Below are 17470 nucleotides of genomic sequence, written 5' to 3' on the forward strand. Positions count from 1 at the left end.
CATAATTTATTTAGTAAATCCATAAAGATAGGTAAAATAAGTTTTTATAATGCAACTTTTTATATAGTTTTTTGATAATATGAGATTAGAATAAGAAAAATCGTCAATAAAGTCATCGTAAAAAGATAGATAGATTCACTAATATACCTAAAATGAAGTGATGAAAGCAGGTGCGAGTATGGGACGTATTATTGCAATAGCCAATCAAAAGGGCGGTGTCGGTAAAACAACGACATCCGTTAATTTAAGTGCATGTTTAGCTTATTTAGGAAAGAAAGTGTTATTAATCGATATCGACCCTCAAGGTAACGCATCAAGTGGCCTTGGGGTAAAAAAAGGTGATTTAGAAAGTTGTATTTATGATGTTCTGATTAATGATGAAGATATAAAAGAGGTCATTCAACGAACAGATGTGGAGAATTTGTATATTGTGCCTACAACAATTTCACTTGCAGGTGCAGAAATTGAGCTTGTATCGACGATTTCACGTGAAGTACGTTTAAAAAAGGCTGTGCAAGAAATAAAAAGCAATTTTGACTTTATTATTATTGATTGTCCACCATCGTTAGGGTTATTAACAATCAATGCGTTAACGGCAGCTGATGCATTAATTATTCCAGTACAATGCGAATATTATGCGTTAGAAGGATTAAGCCAACTGTTATCGACGGTTCGCCTTGTTCAAAAGCATTTAAATAAAGAGCTTGTGATTGATGGGGTATTACTAACAATGCTTGATGCGCGTACAAATTTAGGTTTGCAAGTGATTGATGAAGTAAAACGTTATTTCCGGGATAGAGTGTATCGTTCGATTATTCCCCGTAATGTACGTTTAAGTGAAGCGCCTAGTCATGGTAAGCCTGTAATATTGTACGATGCAAAATCTCGCGGATCAGAAATATATTTAGAGTTTGCAAGGGAAGTGATTAAAAATGGTTAAAGGTTTAGGAAAAGGGATTGACGCATTATTTCGTGAGGAAGCGGTACATAAAGAAGATCAGGTACAGCAAATTGCGATTGCCAAGATTTTGAGGAATCCATTTCAACCACGTAAACGATTTGATGAGACAGCCATTGAAGAACTGGCACAGTCAGTACGTGAACATGGGATTATTCAGCCAATTGTTGTCCGTAAAAACGTAAAAAAATATGAAATTGTCGCTGGTGAGCGTCGTTATCGCGCGGCAAAACTCGCGGGCTTAACCGATGTACCAGTTATCGTGCGTGATTTTAATGAACAACAGATGATGGAAGTCGCGATTTTAGAAAACTTACAACGTGAAGATTTAACACCAATTGAAGAAGCAGAAGCGTACAATAGCTTAATCGTTAATCTAAAATTTACACAGGAAGATTTGGCACAGCGCTTAGGGAAAAGTCGTCCTCATATTGCCAATTTAATTCGTTTATTGCAATTGCCTGAAGAGATTCGAGAACTTGTAAATGAAGGGCATTTATCAATGGGCCACGGCCGCGCATTACTTGGTTTAAAAAACAAGCGTCGTATACCAGAAGTCGCGAGCAAGGTTATGAAGGATCAATTAAATGTACGCCAGCTTGAAAAATATATTCAGGATTTAAATGAGTCTGTTTCACGTGAAACGAAGCAACAAAAAAAAGATGTGCATACACAAGCAACAGAATCACAACTACGTGAATATTTTGGTACTCAAGTACAAATAAAAAAGGTGAAAAATAAAGGGAAAATAGAAATTGAATTTTATTCAGAAGATGATTTACAACGTATTTTGGAAATGCTGAATATTGAAGAATAATAGTGAAAGGGCTTGTCCGGAAAGTAATCTGGACAAGCCTTTTGTGTTGAGGGTGGTTTTCAACGTGATGCTGGGCACGCATTTGTTGTCACACGATGGGACCTTATAGTAATCATTCTTTATTCTGACCACCTTATTAAATTGGCGAATATTACGTAGGACAGTCGTATTCTTTTTTGAAATCTGTATTGTTTCTATGAATATATTTAAGGGGAATTTGAAATAGGAATTTAAGTTATAGTATGCCCATGTTAAAATCAAAACTATTATAAAAAGAAAGAGGCATCCATTATGGTATTACTAGGTTCGTTATTAAATGCTTTATTTATTGTTATTGGTGCATTTTTAGGGAGATTATTTAAAAATATCCCTGAAAATATGCAACAAACAGTTATGGTCATTATTGGATTAGTTATTGCATTGTTAGGAATCCAAATGGGAATGGAAAGTAGTAATTTTATTGTCATTGTTATTAGTCTTGTCGTTGGTACGGTTATTGGTGAATGGCTTGATTTAGACGGTAAATTTAATCGCCTTGGTTTGTGGGTGGAATCTCTTTTTGGTAAACGTTCTCAAAAAGGGACGATTGCACAAGGATTTGTGACTGCTTCTTTAATTTTTGTTATTGGTTCGATGGCGATTATTGGCGCATTAGATAGTGGTTTACGTAATGAGCATGATGTACTCATTACAAAAGGAATAATTGACGGCTTTATGTCAATTATTTTGGCGTCAACGTTAGGAATAGGAGTAATGCTATCCGCCGTGCCGGTCTTTTTATATCAAGGGGCGATAGCGTTATTTGCGGGTGTTATTAGTACATATATTCCAACTGACGCACTAGATTTATTTATTAAAGAGATGACGGCTACAGGCGGTGTAATGATATTAGCGATTGGCTTAAATATAGCGAATCTAACGAAAATCCGTGTAGCCAATTTGCTGCCAGCGATTATTGTTGTAGCTATTATGGTAGCCATTATTTTTCCGTTTCAATAAATGACGTTGCCACGCAAGTAATAAGGCACGGGCAATTTTGTCCCCCATTGAGTAGGTAACATGTAAACGCGTATTTGAAAGCACTTTAGCTTCCATAAATCCGCCGATATTGACAATGCCTTTAATGGCTAAATCGCCAATTGGAGGCAATTGCTTATTTACTGCTTTTCCTGGATAGAGTGGACCAGGTTGGACTAAGATGGAACCAATGGCAGTTGATTCGCCTAAACAAGCATCGATGGCCACGATATAAGGCTCTTGTTGTTCGTACAGCTGCTTTTGGCGGTCGATAATATTAAGTGCATGGAGCGGTGCTTGTAATGTTCCAACAATTTCGAATGGAAATGAAAATGTTTGTTGTAATTGGCTACCAATAATTGGACCGAGTGCATCACCAGTAGAACGGTCGGTACCGATACAGCAAAATATTAATTTTTCATGATCAAATGGAATAAGCTGCAACAAGATTTCACTTAGCTCCCATACGGCACTTGTTTGCTCGTAATGAATGCTATAATTCTTTTCAGAGGCTTGTGTCATTTATACACTCCTTTTATTCGAAATAGATTACTCGAGAAATATGAAAAAATACGATATATTTATGCAGTATATTCAATATGCTACAGCGTTATACAAGAGGTGAAAAATTTTGGAAGAAGAACTAACAATAGACATTGCAACGACAGATATTAAAGGTCTTGCACGCTATACAACTAAGCTTTGGGACTATGTTACAAGCCAAGCATTCTGGGATATGATTTTAGAAGTGACCATAAAAATTGCAGCAATTTTGGTTATTTCATATTTAGTCGTGCTCATTGGAAAAAAAGTAATTGCGCGTGTTTTTATGATTCGTGTTCGAAATAATGAGCGTCGCCAAGTGACCATTGTAAAATTATTGCAAAGTGTATTAAGTTATTTAGTATACTTCTCAATGATTATGGGGATTTTATCCGCATTAAATATTCAAATTGCAGGGTTAATTGCAGGGGCCGGAATTGCATCGGTTGCCATTGCATTTGGTGCGCAAAACTTAGTGAAGGATATCATCACCGGATTCTTTATCATTTTAGAAGATCAATTTAGTGTAGGTGATTATGTAAGAATTGGTGCAGCAGAAGGTACGGTTATAGAAATTGGTTTACGTACGACAAAATTAAAAGGCACCAATGGAGAGCAATTTATTTTGCCAAATGGAAGCATTGCGGAAGTTATTAACTATTCTATTAATAACTCAAAAGCGATGATTGATATGCAAGTAGCGCTCGATGCTAATATTGAAAAAGTACAAATAATTATTCAAGATTATTTAGATACATTACCTTCGCAACATGAGGAACTTGTGAGTGCGCCACTATTTTTAGGCGTTACGAATACGACAAGTACGGAAGCGACAATTCGAATTACGGTGGAGACATTACCATTACAGCAGTTCGCGATCTCCCGTGTTATTCGTAAAGATGTCATTGATATTTTAACGCGTAACGGTATTCCATTAGCTGTGCCGAAAATGATGTTTTATGATAAGGGGGGAGAATAACGGATGGAAGCAAAACAATATGAGCTAAACGATGTTGTGGAAATGAAAAAGCAGCATCCATGTGGAACAAACGCTTGGAAAATTATTCGTCTTGGGGCAGATATTCGTATTAAATGCGAGGGCTGTGGTCATAGTGTGATGATCGCACGTCGAGAATTCGAAAAGAAAATGAAAAAGGTGTTAATTAAGTCGAGTGAGGCTTAAAAGCAAATTAGACTTTTAACGTTGGAATCAATATAATAGACAAGGTTATAGAATTTTAGAAAAAATGTACTGAACATAGAAAGGTTGTGTCCAAATGGCATTAACAGCAGGTATCGTTGGTTTACCGAATGTAGGGAAATCGACGTTATTCAACGCAATTACAAAAGCAGGTGCTCTTGCGGCTAACTATCCGTTCGCAACAATCGAACCAAACGTAGGTAGCGTAACAGTTCCAGACGAGCGTTTAGACAAATTAACAGAATTAGTAACACCAAAGAAAACTGTTCCAACAACATTCGAATTTACAGATATCGCGGGTATCGTAAAAGGTGCTTCTACAGGTGAAGGGTTAGGAAACAAATTTTTAGCACATATCCGTGAAGTAGATGCAATTTGCCAAGTTGTTCGTTGCTTCGAAGACGAAAACATTACACATGTTGCAGGTACAGTTAACCCAATCGACGACATCGAAGTTATTAACTTAGAGTTAATTTTAGCGGATATGGAATCAGTGGAAAAACGTATCCAACGTGTTGCAAAAATGGCGAAGCAAAAAGATAAAGAAGCCATGGTAGAAGAACCAATTCTTCAAAAATTAAAAGAAGTGTTAGAGGCTGAAAAACCTGCTCGTGCAGCGGAACTTTCTGATGACGAGAAAAAGGTAATTAAAGGCTTACACTTACTAACGATTAAACCAATGCTTTACGTAGCAAATGTTTCAGAAGATGAGGTAGCAGATCCAACTGATAACAAGTACTTACAAATGGTACAAGAGTACGCTACAGCTGAAGGCGCTCAAGTCATTACTATTTGTGCAAAAATCGAAGAAGAAATCTCTGAATTAGAAGATGAAGAGAAAAAAGAATTTTTAGCGGAATTAGGAATTGCTGAATCTGGCTTAGATCAATTAATTAAAGCTTCTTATAGCTTATTAGGTTTAGCTACTTACTTCACAGCTGGTGTACAAGAGGTTCGTGCTTGGACATTCCGTAAAGGTATGAAAGCGCCACAATGTGCAGGAATTATCCACACGGATTTCGAGCGCGGCTTTATTCGTGCAGAAACTGTTGCCTTCACGGATTTAGTAGAGTTCGGTTCAAAGCCAGCTGCTAAAGAAGCGGGTCGTGTACGTGCTGAAGGTAAAGAATACGTCGTTCAAGATGGCGACGTAATGGAGTTCTTATTTAACGTATAAAATTAATGCGAGGGAAATGTCCGAAAAGGTGTACCTTTTTGGACATTTCATTAATTATGTATTATTTATCTGCTTAAGGCGGTGCTCCTTTGGTGGTCAGAATAAACTCACATTAACTTCAGGAACAAAGGGTCTATCCGGAAAGTGATTTCTGGACAGACCCTTTGCTTTTTTAATTATTCTCCATCTTCAGGATTCGGTTGGTTGCCTTTGCCTGGCTTGTTTGGTTGATTACCTTTTCCAGGTTTATCAGGCTGATTGCCCTTTCCAGGCCTATTTGGTTGATTGCCTTTCCCAGGTTTTGTTGGTGTTGTCGGTTCTACCACTTTTTCACGTTCAAACGTTAGTTGAGCATCATCAAAGTAAGCACCGTTTGTTGTGAAGTAATTAGACGAACCAACAAAAATACGTGCGTATTTAGCATCTTCCGGAGCCGTTACGATGGCTTGGACCGTTTGCCATTCTTTATGACCACCACGTACATGAATGATGTTTTCGCCATCTTTATCTGTTCCTACTTGTACGCCATTTTCGTTGAAGTAGCGTAAGAAGAAGCTAACGCTGCCATCCTCTAAAAATAGCTTTGAAGAGGCTGTATAAGTTTGACCTGCATCAATTGGAATCAAATTAGATTGAGCAAAAACCGTTTCATTTTGAGCGCTATCTACAATTTTTAGGCTTGTTAAACCATCTTGTGCACGTAATGTACTTAATTCAAATTTTACATTAGCTGAAAAAGTACCAAATAATGAAGACCAACCTGGAATTTTGTCCTCAATTAATGGTTCTTCAAAGCTAGCATTTTCAATTGCTACATGAACCGTTTCCATTTCTGGTTCCTCTGGTGTAATCACTTCGCCGCCATCAATGATAGGAACCATATAAAGATGGGTAGCAGTTGCATCAATATAGAAAATATTTTCATTTCCTGCTGAATCTTGTCCTAATACCATAAAATCAATTTCTGGACCATTCGAAATAAGAGATACAAAATCAAGCGTCTCTGGATCTACAACAGATAACTTTCCAGCAACATCTGTATATAATAATCCATCTTGTCCAAATTCAATATGAACAGGGCGCCACATGCCGCGATTTTTGATTTCTGGATATAAATTTTTGTATTTAACAACTGCAAGATTTTCCGGAGTTAGTGCAAAAATAATGCCATCTACTGCACCCCATAATAAATTATCGGGACCAAATGTTAATCCACTAATCATTGGAGGTGCATCAAGTTCAGGAATAGCTAATTCGGATTCTTGTACAACACGTTCAGATGCAACATCCCAAATAAACAACTTCGCTTCTGTCGCAGTTGGATTGATGTCTAAACCACCGCGAATTGTTGTAGAACCATAAATTTTTCCATTACGCATCGCTAAACCAACGATACTTTGATCTTTTACTAAATTTGTATAAGTTGAGCGAGTATTGGATACCGTATCATAAATAGTTAAAGAGCCGCCTAATTTTTGATAATTCGGAATCGTACCAATTAAAAGCTTGTTATCTTCAAACTCCATAACATATGGACGGTCTTGGTTATAGTCCTTTTTTAGCTCAAATAATGTTTCACTAGTTAAAGTGTCTGTATTCATTTTTTGAATAACTGCCCCAGGGTAAATTCCAAAATACAGGTCCTTATTATTTCCTGCTACAATTCCTTCAGCCTGACCTTGACTGTACGTAACAAATTGATTTGTTTTTGTATTGAATCTCGATCCTTTTGGGCCTCCTGGATATGTCGTCATATACAAGTTTCCATCTGGACCTTTTCCTAAATTGTGTAATTTTAATGGGGATGCAACCATTGTTCCTGGGAGTAATTTTGTTGTGCCTGTTTCCAAATTGGCAATGAAGATTTGACCTAATCTAGACATCGTTACAACGGAAGCCCCAGGTAAATCAGGTGTACCGAATTCTAAAACTGCGCCACCGCGTAAACCTGCTGCATAGCTAATTCCAGTACGACGAGTTTCAAGAGTTGTCATATTGACTTCTACTATTTCTCGATTATGGATTACGTAAATTTTATCATCTTTATTAGGTAACTGAATAAATCCAAAACTTCCAATATCATTTGTTGAGCCATCATATAACTTTGCAAGTTTAAAATTTTCTATCCACTGTTGTGTGTGTAAATCATAAAATAAGATTGCGCCTTCTTTTCCTTCGTCAAAGCGTGTTACTAAATAATGACCAGCGATACTCATATCATAAGCAAAATTAATTTCATCGACAGGCTTCCCAATAAGAGCTGGTACACGTTTTGTAATATCTTCTTTTTCAAAAGTTGTTGTACTGATGCGATAAACTTTCCCTGATACACCTAAACCTGCGTATAAATAGCCATCATAATATTCTAAAGACCGAATATAACTGCTATTACCTTGATCAATTTTTCCTAAATCAACAAATTGATTGGTTGTAATATCATATTTGAAAATGCGTCCATCATTTTCTGCATATGAACCAACATAGAGATTTCCAGCCTCATCAGTCGTGCTACTCCAAAGCTGGTGTGCAGAGTTTGGTGCACCTAGTTTGGTTACTTGTTTTGTTTGAGGCGAATAGCGCCAAACTTCACCAACATTTGTATTTGTAAGTGCGGCAATATATACCGTACCATCTTTTGAAATAGAGTGACTCCATACTTGGGAAACCCCACTTAATTGTTGTGAAAATAATAGTTCATTGGTTTTGACATCGACGATATTGAAAATACCGCCATTTGCTGTTGCGTATACGACATCAATGCCATCTTCTTGACCAAAAACGGCATTGATTAAAACAACTTCAGATGCGCCAATGCCTAAATTAACAGGCTCCTTAAATCCACGATTTTTTAATTGCGCCATAACATTTTCATCATTTGCCTGCGTTGAATTGCTAGAAATCAAGGTAAAAGTAAAAACAACAGTAAAGACCATTAGAACTTTTGTTATCTTACTAATAAATTGAATCAATAGAAAATACCCCCTTTTACTTGTGATAAAGTCATTTTATCTAAAAGTTCAGTCAACTGTGGTCTTATTAATGTCTTTAAATAGACTAAGTAAATAATTGATTAAATAGTACTGGATAAGGAGGCGATTCGTAGGGGGAAATGGGAGACAGCTAATAAATCAAAACTAGATATTTTTGCGAGTAGTATAGGTAAAAAGTGTATAACGAAAGTAAAATAATAAAGTTATTATTGAAAAACGTAAAATAGCGTTTAAGAAAGTGTATTTATCTAGCATTAACGGGCAGTAAAACAACCATCTTAAAGTTTAAGAAAATCGAGAGGTGTATGTGGGAGATTAACTACTCATAAAAGCCTGATTGGTGAAGGCTACAATCAATGAGAGATGTAGAAAACCTCCACTAATTGAAGGTTTACTTTTTATAAACATATAGCTTCGGTTCTTTTGGATCGTCTTCTACAATTGCATTATTTGGAAATTTGCGCAATTCCTTATACATATAAAAATCACCTATAGCGCCAGCCATCAGCATTGCACCAAGAATGACGATTAAAAAGTTATCAAGCGATAGCCCCACGATGGTAGGTATAACACCAGTGGTCCAAAAGGGTAGTAATAATGCTTTTTTCATCGCAGCGTTTGAAAGAGGCTTATTTGTTGTTGCATACGCTACGCCCAGTTTTAAATTGACGCCATAATCAAGCTCTTTGTAGGATGCACAGCCAAAGATCATAAAACCGATTAAATGAAACACTTCATGTAAAATAATGAGTACAATATAGGCGAGAATCAAATAGAGAAAATCAAACAATGAAAAATTAGCAGTAAATCGTTGATGAATGAGTGAATTTAGTAGAACAGTAAAAATAATTAAAACAATTGTCCATATAATATTGTCACGTGCAATTGTTTGCATATTTAATTCAATAATAATTGGCTGTTTAGTGTTCATAAAGCACCTCCGTTATCAATGATTATAACAAAAATTGAATAAAGATTAAGAGGCGTATCTGGTTGCGCCTAAATTGTAATTGTGATACAATTCATTGATGTGAGTAATAGAAGTTACTTACTCCTTGCTCCCTGCTAGACAGGAGAGCCCAAGTCCATAAGGAGGTGCAAACACAAATGAGAAAGTACGAATTAATGTACATCATCCGTCCAAACATTGAAGATGAGGCGAAAAAAGCTTTAACAGCTCGTTTCGAAGAGATCTTAACTTCAAATGGTGCAGAGATCGTTGAAGCAAAAGATTGGGGCAAAAAACGCTTAGCTTACGAAATCAACGACTTCCGCGAAGGTTTCTACCAAATCGTGAAAGTTAACGCTGGTACAGAAGCTATCAACGAATACACTCGTTTAGCGAACATCAGCGAAGACATCATCCGTCACATCGCAGTACGCGAAGGAGACAAATAATTTTTAAACAAAATGCTGTAAAAAGGAGGGTGCATTGATGATTAACCGTGTTGTATTAGTTGGAAGACTAACAAAGGATCCAGAGCTTCGTTACACACCGAGTGGAGTTCCAATGGCGCGTTTTACAATTGCTGTAAACCGTACTTTTTCGGGCCAATCGGGTGAACGCGAAGCAGATTTCATAGGTTGTATTGCCTGGAGAAAACAAGCTGAAAACTTAGCGAACTTCATGCGAAAAGGAAGTTTAGTTGGTGTGGAAGGCCGTATTCAAACGGGTAGCTATGAAGGACAAGATGGTAAGCGTGTATACACAACAGATGTCGTTGCAGATGCTGTGCAGTTCTTAGAGCCGCGCGGAGGAGCAGGTACATCACAAGGTATGCAAGGTAACCAACAAAATGGCGGTGGGCAGAATTATGGTGGACAACCATCATACAATCAGCCAAACCAACAATTTGGAGGAGCTCAACCACAAGATTCTTATGGTTCTTATCAACAACCACCTCAAAATCAGCAAAATTATACACGTGTAGATGAAGATCCATTTGCAAATAGTAAAGGACCGATTGAGGTTTCTGAAGACGATTTACCGTTCTAAGAACTGCAACATCTACAAATTTAAAAATTAAAAGGAGGAACACGATAATGGCACCACGTCGCGGAGGCCGCAAACGCCGTAAAGTTTGCTACTTCACTTCAAACAACATTACGCACATCGACTACAAAGATGTAGATCTTTTAAAGAAATTCATCTCTGAGCGCGGTAAAATTTTACCACGTCGCGTAACAGGTACTTCTGCTAAATACCAACGTAAACTTACATCTGCAATCAAAGTTTCACGTATTATGGCATTATTACCATTCGTTGCTGAAGACAAATAAGTCTCATTTGGTTATTAGGTAACCATTATAAAACCACCCAATCTAATTTTAGATGTGGGTGGTTTTTTGTCTTTCAATTTTATGTATTGTGTGTGGCGTTAGTTTGTTTGAACATGTAAAAATGGTACAATAGAATGGTGAGAAAAGTTGAAAGGGTCGATTAATTATTTATATTATTCGGCATTGGAAAGACATATACGCATTTGTGATTTAGAAAGTCTTTCGAACTCTAGATAAGGAAGGTTCTCCATGCAAAATAATCAATCAAGGAAGTTAGCACACGGTGCGATGATGATTGCACTGTTTACAGTGTTAATGGCCATCGTTTTTTATGTGCCTATAGTGAGTTTACTTGCAGCAGTAGTAGCACCACTACCAATTATTTGGTATAGTGCACACTATGACCGAAAATCATCGGTATTTGTTGCTATTGCAGCCGTAATCGTTACTTTTTTTATTGGTGGATTGTTCCTAATGCCCGCTTCTTTAATCTTTGCAGCAGCAGGTATGACAATTGGTGATGCCATTTATAATAAAAAAAGCAAAGTATTTATGTTTTTATCTACAAGCGTTATTTTAATCCTGACATTTGCGGTTCAATATGTAATTGCAGTTCGTTTATTTGCCGTTGACTTTATTAGAGAGTCACTGGATTTAATGAAAACGACGTATTTAGAGTCAATTAAAATGACAGAGCAAATTACAGGTCAAGCAATGCCTAAGGAAACAATGGATAATTTAAAGAATATGTTAGATATGTTAGAAACCGTGATACCGGCTGCGATTACGCTTTCGATGCTGTTATTTGCACTGTTACTTATTTCGGTGAACTTACCGATTTTAAAACGTTTGAAAGTTAATGTACCAGAATTTGCTGAGTTTAGTAAATTACGCTTACCAAGATCGATTCTTTGGTATTACTTTATTGTATTAGCAATTAATTTATTTGTCCGCCCTGAGGTTGATTCAATATTAGGTGTTGTAATGCTAAATGTTTCAATGATTTTATGGGTACTACTAACAATACAGGGAATCTCGTTTATTCATTATGTGCTTAATTGTTATAAGCAACCGAAGTTTTTAAAGGTTATTAGTACGTTAATGGCTATTCCGTTTTATTCATTTGTAATTCTAATTGGTATTATTGATTTAGGGTTTAATGCTCGAGAATTTATTGTACAAAAGAGTCAAAAATGAGGAGCTGATTGAAATGGGGATTTTTCGTAAACGACCAATTCGATATCCATTGCTAGTATTATTTTTACTAGGTATAGTAGCAGCTACCCTTATTATGATGTGGAATGTATGGATTGGTATTGTCTTTGTATTAGTTTATGCAGTAGCGATGTACTATACGTTGCGTGTAGAGCTCGTAACGTATTTAGAGACGGAAAAGCATATTGAAGAATTATCGTTTCGTATGAAGAATGTTGGCGAAGAGGCCTTTTTGGAGATGCCGTTTGGGATACTTATTTTAAACGATGATTTTTCAATTGAATGGGCAAATCCGTTTATGCAGCGTATACTTCAGCAAGAATCATTAGTTGGGCACGAGTTATTCGGTATTTCTGAAACGCTGCACACCCTTGTGATGCAAGGGAAAAAAGAAGAAATGGCAATTGCTTTATTTGATCGTAAATATAATGTGTATTACAAAAAAGAAGAAAAAATTCTGTATTTCTTTGATGTAACCAAACAAGTACAAATTGAAAAGCAATATTTAGCGGATCGTACCGTGCTTGCCATTATATTTATTGATAACTATGATGAATTAACATCAGGTATGGACGATCAAGCACGTAGTTTAACCAATACAATGGTGACGTCGATTATTAATGAATGGGCGGCGCAGTACGATATTTTTGTTAAACGTTTTGCATCGGATCGTTATATTGCGGTATTTAATGATGCAATTTTGGCAGAGTTTGAACAGAAGCGTTTTTCGATTTTAGATGTTGTACGTGAACGCACGGCGCAAAAAAATCTATCGTTGACATTAAGTATTGGAGTGGGTGCAGGCTCTCAATCGTTAGTCGAGCTTGGGCAGCTTGCACAATCGGGATTGGATTTAGTATTAGGACGCGGTGGTGACCAAGTAGCGATTAAGCAATCAAACGGGAAAATCCGTTTCTATGGTGGTAAAACGAACCCTGTTGAAAAACGCACAAGGGTACGTGCTCGTGTCATTTCACATGCGTTAAGTGATTTAATTCAAGATAGTGATCGTGTGTTTGTCATGGGGCACAAAAATCCAGACATGGACTCGATTGGTGCCTGTGTAGGTGTACGTAAAATGGTGGCAATGAATGGTATAGAGGGCGATATTATTGTTAACTTTGATGAAGTACATGGCAGTGTTGATCGCTTAATGAATGAGTTAGAAGCTAAAACGGATTTCTATGATCGTTTTATCACGCCAGATGATGCGCTATCAAAAATAACTGCAAAATCACTCGTTATTATTGTCGATACACATAAACCAAGTTTAGTAGTAGACAGCCGTCTGTTAAGTAAAACGGATAAGGTTGTTGTCATTGACCATCATCGTCGTGGTGAGGAGTTTATTACAAATCCGACATTAGTTTATATGGAGCCATATGCATCGTCTACAGCTGAGCTTGTAACAGAATTACTAGAATATCAGCCGCAAAATGAAAAGTTAGTGCCATTAGAGGCAACGGCGCTGTTATCTGGTATTATTGTTGATACGAAAAGCTTTACATTGCGAACTGGTGCCCGTACCTTTGAGGCCGCCTCGTATTTACGTACATTTGGTGCCGATACAGTGTTGATTCAACGCCTATTAAAAGAAGATGTCGATACGTATGTAACGCGTTCGAAAATTATCCAAACAGTAGAGTTTCCATATAAGGAAATTGCGGTTGCACATGGTGAAAATTCAAAAGTGTATGATTCGGTGCTTATTGCACAAACGGCCGATATTTTATTAACGATGAAAGATATCGGAGCTTCGTTTGTTATTGCGCATCGTAGTGATGGCCTAATTGGTATTAGTGCCCGTTCATTAGGTGAAGTGAATGTGCAGTTGATAATGGAGCAGCTAGGTGGTGGTGGGCATTTAACGAATGCCGCAACACAAATTGCAGCTAGCTCGATTGATGAAGCGAAACAGCATCTATATGAAGCAATTACTGAAATAGTCGAAGGGAGTAATCAATCATGAAAGTAGTATTTTTAAAAGACGTTAAAGGTAAAGGAAAAAAAGGCGAAATTAAAGAGGTTGCAGAAGGTTATGCACGTAACTTTTTAATTAAAAATGGTTATGGAAAAGAAGCAAACAACCAAGCAATGAGCGAATTAAAAGGGCAACAACGCCTTGTAGAAAAAAATGCAGCAGCAGAATTACAAGCAGCGGAAGATTTAAAAGTAGAATTAGAAAAAGTAACAGTCGAAATTAAAGCAAAATCAGGTGAAGGTGGCCGATTATTCGGTTCGGTTTCAACAAAGCAAATTGCCGATCAACTACAAAAGAAACATGGCTTTAAAGTAGATAAACGAAAAATGGATTGCAACGATGGAATCCGTTCGTTAGGTTTTACAAACGTTCCTGTCAAGTTACATCACGATGTAAAGGCAACATTAAAAGTACATGTAATTGCAGAATAAGGAGCGACAACAATGAGCGAATCCATGATGGACCGCGTTCCGCCCCATAATACCGAAGCAGAATCCTCGGTACTTGGCGCAATTTTCCTTGAACCGCAAGCACTAATTACAGCATCTGAAATAGTTATTGCCGATGATTTTTATCATATTGCGCATCAAAAGATTTTCCAAACGATGCTGAATTTAAGCGACCAGGGGAAAGCGATTGATGTTGTCACTGTTACAGAAGAATTATCAGCAAAAAAAGAGCTAGAGGATGTTGGTGGTTTAACGTACATGACGGAGCTTGCGAATGGGGTTCCGACTGCTGCCAATATTGCACATTATGCAAAAATCGTAGAAGAAAAGGCGATATTACGTCGACTTATTCGTGTCGCTTCGAAAATTGCGGATGATGGTTATACGCGTGAAGATGAAGTAGAAGTTCTTTTAGCAGAAGCTGAAAAGAAAATGCTCGAAGTATCGAACCGTAAAAATGCGGGCGACTTTAAGCATGTAAAAGATGTATTAGTTCAAACATTTGATAATATTGAACAGCTGCAGGCACGTGACGGGGACGTGACAGGTATTCCAACTGGTTTCCGTGACTTAGATAAAATGACTGCAGGGTTTCAGCGCAATGATTTAATTATTGTAGCAGCACGTCCATCTGTTGGTAAAACGGCGTTTGCGTTAAATGTTGCTCAAAGTGTTGCCGTAAAGGCGCGTGAAAATGTCGCGATTTTCTCTCTGGAGATGGGTGCCGATCAACTTGTCATGCGTATGTTATGTGCAGAGGGTAATATCGATGCGCAGCGCTTACGTACCGGAGCCTTGGAAACGGAAGACTGGGGCAAGCTGACGATGGCGATGGGAAGTTTATCGAACTCAGGTATTTATATTGACGACTCACCAGGTGTGCGTATGGCCGATATCCGTGCCAAATGCCGGCGCTTAGCAAAAGAAAATGGCCTTGGAATGATCTTAATCGATTATTTACAGCTGATTTTAGGAAGCGGTAAACCTGGAGAAAACCGTCAGCAAGAAGTATCGGAAATTTCCAGGTCGTTAAAAGGTCTGGCGCGTGAATTAAAAGTACCCGTGATTGCACTGTCTCAGCTTTCACGTGGTGTAGAGCAGCGTCAAGATAAGCGTCCGATGATGAGTGACTTACGTGAATCGGGTTCAATTGAGCAAGATGCCGATATCGTAGCGTTCCTTTACCGTGATGATTACTACGATAAAGAATCGGAAAGTAAAGATATTATCGAAATTATTATTGCCAAGCAACGTAACGGTCCTACAGGCACAGTTAGCTTAGCATTCCGAAAAGAATATAATAAATTCTTAAACTTAGAATTTACCCCGCCACCACGCGAGGAATAATAGTGAAACACGAACGTTATTCTTATTAATTTAAAAATACGTTCGTGTTTTTTGTTGACTTTATTTTATTTTTATTGATAAAATATTCATGCTTTATTATGAAAAAGCTTGGCAAGACTATTTTAAGAATAAGTATTGAACGCCTAGATCAATTAGGGGGCTCAATCGTCGGAGGTGCGTATAGATGACAGCAGTTGTTGTAGTAGGTACACAGTGGGGAGACGAAGGTAAGGGAAAAATTACAGACTTTCTTTCTAAAAAGGCAGATGCCATTGCACGTTTTGCAGGTGGCGATAACGCAGGTCATACAATTAAAATTGGTCAGGAAACGTACAAGCTACATTTAATTCCTTCTGGTATTTTTTATTCCGATAAATTATCGGTTATTGGTAACGGAGTAGTAATTAATCCAAAGTCGATTGTGACAGAATTAAAAGGTTTACAAGCACGTGGCATTGATACGGCAAATTTACGTATTTCAAATCGTGCACATGTCATTTTACCGTATCATATTTATCAAGATATTGTAGATGAGCAAAGCCGAGGCAATCAGAAAATTGGGACAACAGCTAAAGGAATCGGTCCATGCTACCAAGATAAAGTAGGACGCATTGGGATTCGCGTGGCGGATTTATTAGATAAAGCAATTTTTGAAAAGAAATTGCGAGCAAATTTAGAATTAAAAAACCGTTTATTTACAAAGTTCTATGAAGTAGAGGGTTTAAATTTTGACGATATATTTGAAGAATATTATGCATTCGGACAAGAAATCGCACAATATGTAACAGATACATCAAAAGTGTTAAATGACGTTATTGATGATGGCGGTAAAGTGCTATTTGAAGGTGCACAGGGGATTATGCTAGATGTTGATCAAGGCACATATCCTTTCGTAACTTCATCAAACCCTGTGGCAGGTGGAATTGCAATTGGTTCTGGTGTTGGTCCAAATGCGGTATCACGTGTTGTAGGTGTATGTAAGGCGTATACATCACGTGTTGGGGATGGTCCATTCCCTACAGAGCTACACGATGAAATTGGTCAGCAAATTCGCGAGGTAGGCCGTGAATATGGTACAACAACAGGGCGTCCGCGTCGTGTCGGTTGGTTTGACTCGGTTGTTGTGCGTCACTCACGTCGTGTGTCAGGTATTACCGATTTAGCACTAAATTCAATTGACGTTTTATCAGGACTTGAAACGGTTAAAATTTGTACGGCATACGAATATAACGGCGAAGTCATTACAGAATATCCTGCAAGTTTAGAAATTATTGAGCAGTGCAAACCAATTTATGAAGAGTTACCAGGTTGGTTTGAAGATATTACAGGCGTTAGAGAATTTGGAGATTTACCACAAAATGCACAAAACTATATACACCGTGTATTAGAACTGACAGGCATTCAATTGATGACATTCTCTGTCGGTCCAGCACGCGAGCAAACTAACATTGTAAATGAGATTTGGGCTTAAAAAATAGATTCAAAAGACAGGAAG

Annotated in this window: 17 protein-coding genes; 14 read left to right on the forward strand and 3 right to left on the reverse strand. The window is 37.5% G+C overall.

Going from position 1 to position 17470, the window contains the following annotated elements:
- The first annotated feature begins 178 nt into the window (after positions 1 to 178).
- The 3 genes from LZ480_RS16470 (at position 179) to LZ480_RS16480 (ending at position 2774) form a co-directional block, all read left to right on the forward strand.
- A complete protein-coding gene (locus LZ480_RS16470; protein ID WP_241370644.1) occupies positions 179 to 940 on the forward strand; it encodes a ParA family protein in 762 nt (253 codons plus the stop codon).
- Positions 933 to 1775 carry a ParB/RepB/Spo0J family partition protein gene (locus LZ480_RS16475; protein ID WP_241370645.1) on the forward strand — a complete coding sequence of 281 codons (843 nt, stop codon included), beginning with the start codon at positions 933 to 935 and terminating at the stop codon, positions 1773 to 1775. Before LZ480_RS16470 ends, LZ480_RS16475 begins: the two co-directional genes overlap by 8 nt.
- Before the next feature lie 291 nt (positions 1776 to 2066).
- Positions 2067 to 2774 carry a DUF554 domain-containing protein gene (locus tag LZ480_RS16480; protein WP_241370646.1) on the forward strand — a complete coding sequence of 236 codons (708 nt, stop codon included), beginning with the start codon at positions 2067 to 2069 and terminating at the stop codon, positions 2772 to 2774.
- Here the strand turns inward: LZ480_RS16480 and yyaC are convergent.
- On the reverse strand, positions 2691 to 3314 hold the full coding sequence (gene yyaC / locus LZ480_RS16485) for a spore protease YyaC (RefSeq protein WP_241370647.1): 624 nt from the start codon (positions 3312 to 3314) through the stop codon (positions 2691 to 2693). The genes LZ480_RS16480 and yyaC overlap by 84 nt on opposite strands.
- A gap of 109 nt (positions 3315 to 3423) precedes the next feature.
- Here yyaC and LZ480_RS16490 point away from each other — a divergent pair, with 109 nt between their 5' ends.
- The 3 genes from LZ480_RS16490 (at position 3424) to ychF (ending at position 5713) form a co-directional block, all read left to right on the forward strand.
- Complete coding sequence (locus LZ480_RS16490) at positions 3424 to 4314, forward strand: mechanosensitive ion channel family protein (RefSeq protein WP_241370648.1); 891 nt, start codon at positions 3424 to 3426, stop codon at positions 4312 to 4314.
- 3 nt (positions 4315 to 4317) lie between these two features.
- Entirely contained in the window at positions 4318 to 4518 is a 201-nt protein-coding gene (locus LZ480_RS16495) for a DUF951 domain-containing protein (RefSeq protein ID WP_241370649.1), read from the forward strand.
- Between the two features lie 94 nt (positions 4519 to 4612).
- On the forward strand, positions 4613 to 5713 hold the full coding sequence (gene ychF, locus LZ480_RS16500; RefSeq protein ID WP_241370650.1) for a redox-regulated ATPase YchF: 1101 nt from the start codon (positions 4613 to 4615) through the stop codon (positions 5711 to 5713).
- Positions 5714 to 5889: 176 nt separating this feature from the next.
- Here ychF and LZ480_RS16505 read toward each other — a convergent pair whose 3' ends face one another.
- Positions 5890 to 8682 (reverse strand): NHL repeat-containing protein, encoded by a 2793-nt coding sequence (locus LZ480_RS16505; protein ID WP_241370651.1) that lies wholly within the window; start codon positions 8680 to 8682, stop codon positions 5890 to 5892.
- A gap of 412 nt (positions 8683 to 9094) precedes the next feature.
- Entirely contained in the window at positions 9095 to 9634 is a 540-nt protein-coding gene (locus LZ480_RS16510; RefSeq protein WP_241370652.1) for a DUF3267 domain-containing protein, read from the reverse strand.
- A gap of 176 nt (positions 9635 to 9810) precedes the next feature.
- Between LZ480_RS16510 and rpsF the strand changes: the two genes are divergently transcribed.
- From rpsF to LZ480_RS16550, 8 genes are all read left to right on the forward strand, one after another.
- On the forward strand, positions 9811 to 10101 hold the full coding sequence (gene rpsF, locus LZ480_RS16515) for a 30S ribosomal protein S6 (RefSeq protein WP_241370653.1): 291 nt from the start codon (positions 9811 to 9813) through the stop codon (positions 10099 to 10101).
- Between the two features lie 37 nt (positions 10102 to 10138).
- Positions 10139 to 10699, forward strand: coding sequence for a single-stranded DNA-binding protein (gene ssb, locus LZ480_RS16520; protein ID WP_241370654.1), 561 nt, complete (start codon positions 10139 to 10141; stop codon positions 10697 to 10699).
- A gap of 44 nt (positions 10700 to 10743) precedes the next feature.
- Positions 10744 to 10983, forward strand: a complete 240-nt coding sequence (gene rpsR, locus LZ480_RS16525; RefSeq protein ID WP_188227411.1) for a 30S ribosomal protein S18 — start codon at positions 10744 to 10746, stop codon at positions 10981 to 10983.
- 249 nt (positions 10984 to 11232) lie between these two features.
- Positions 11233 to 12180, forward strand: coding sequence for a YybS family protein (locus tag LZ480_RS16530; protein ID WP_241370655.1), 948 nt, complete (start codon positions 11233 to 11235; stop codon positions 12178 to 12180).
- Positions 12181 to 12193: 13 nt separating this feature from the next.
- Positions 12194 to 14167 carry a DHH family phosphoesterase gene (locus LZ480_RS16535; protein WP_241370656.1) on the forward strand — a complete coding sequence of 658 codons (1974 nt, stop codon included), beginning with the start codon at positions 12194 to 12196 and terminating at the stop codon, positions 14165 to 14167.
- Entirely contained in the window at positions 14164 to 14610 is a 447-nt protein-coding gene (rplI, locus tag LZ480_RS16540) for a 50S ribosomal protein L9 (RefSeq protein ID WP_241370657.1), read from the forward strand. Before LZ480_RS16535 ends, rplI begins: the two co-directional genes overlap by 4 nt.
- Positions 14611 to 14622: 12 nt before the next feature.
- Complete coding sequence (gene dnaB / locus LZ480_RS16545) at positions 14623 to 15975, forward strand: replicative DNA helicase (RefSeq protein WP_241370658.1); 1353 nt, start codon at positions 14623 to 14625, stop codon at positions 15973 to 15975.
- 184 nt (positions 15976 to 16159) lie between these two features.
- Complete coding sequence (locus tag LZ480_RS16550) at positions 16160 to 17446, forward strand: adenylosuccinate synthase (RefSeq protein ID WP_241370659.1); 1287 nt, start codon at positions 16160 to 16162, stop codon at positions 17444 to 17446.
- Positions 17447 to 17470 lie beyond the last annotated feature (24 nt).

Origin of the sequence: Solibacillus palustris (assembly GCF_022549215.1) — a bacterium.
Taxonomy (GTDB): Bacteria; Bacillota; Bacilli; order Bacillales_A; family Planococcaceae; genus Solibacillus; species Solibacillus daqui.

Excerpts from the sequence above, each read along its gene's own strand:
- LZ480_RS16470 (WP_241370644.1), top strand. The coding sequence starts at position 179 with ATGGGACGTATTATTGCAATAGCCAATCAAAAGGGCGGTGTCGGTAAA.
- LZ480_RS16475 (WP_241370645.1), top strand. The coding sequence starts at position 933 with ATGGTTAAAGGTTTAGGAAAAGGGATTGACGCATTATTTCGTGAGGAA.
- LZ480_RS16480 (WP_241370646.1), top strand. The coding sequence starts at position 2,067 with ATGGTATTACTAGGTTCGTTATTAAATGCTTTATTTATTGTTATTGGT.
- yyaC (WP_241370647.1), bottom strand. The coding sequence starts at position 3,314 with ATGACACAAGCCTCTGAAAAGAATTATAGCATTCATTACGAGCAAACA.
- LZ480_RS16495 (WP_241370649.1), top strand. The coding sequence starts at position 4,318 with ATGGAAGCAAAACAATATGAGCTAAACGATGTTGTGGAAATGAAAAAG.
- ychF (WP_241370650.1), top strand. The coding sequence starts at position 4,613 with ATGGCATTAACAGCAGGTATCGTTGGTTTACCGAATGTAGGGAAATCG.
- LZ480_RS16510 (WP_241370652.1), bottom strand. The coding sequence starts at position 9,634 with ATGAACACTAAACAGCCAATTATTATTGAATTAAATATGCAAACAATT.
- rpsF (WP_241370653.1), top strand. The coding sequence starts at position 9,811 with ATGAGAAAGTACGAATTAATGTACATCATCCGTCCAAACATTGAAGAT.
- ssb (WP_241370654.1), top strand. The coding sequence starts at position 10,139 with ATGATTAACCGTGTTGTATTAGTTGGAAGACTAACAAAGGATCCAGAG.
- LZ480_RS16530 (WP_241370655.1), top strand. The coding sequence starts at position 11,233 with ATGCAAAATAATCAATCAAGGAAGTTAGCACACGGTGCGATGATGATT.
- LZ480_RS16535 (WP_241370656.1), top strand. The coding sequence starts at position 12,194 with ATGGGGATTTTTCGTAAACGACCAATTCGATATCCATTGCTAGTATTA.
- rplI (WP_241370657.1), top strand. The coding sequence starts at position 14,164 with ATGAAAGTAGTATTTTTAAAAGACGTTAAAGGTAAAGGAAAAAAAGGC.
- dnaB (WP_241370658.1), top strand. The coding sequence starts at position 14,623 with ATGAGCGAATCCATGATGGACCGCGTTCCGCCCCATAATACCGAAGCA.
- LZ480_RS16550 (WP_241370659.1), top strand. The coding sequence starts at position 16,160 with ATGACAGCAGTTGTTGTAGTAGGTACACAGTGGGGAGACGAAGGTAAG.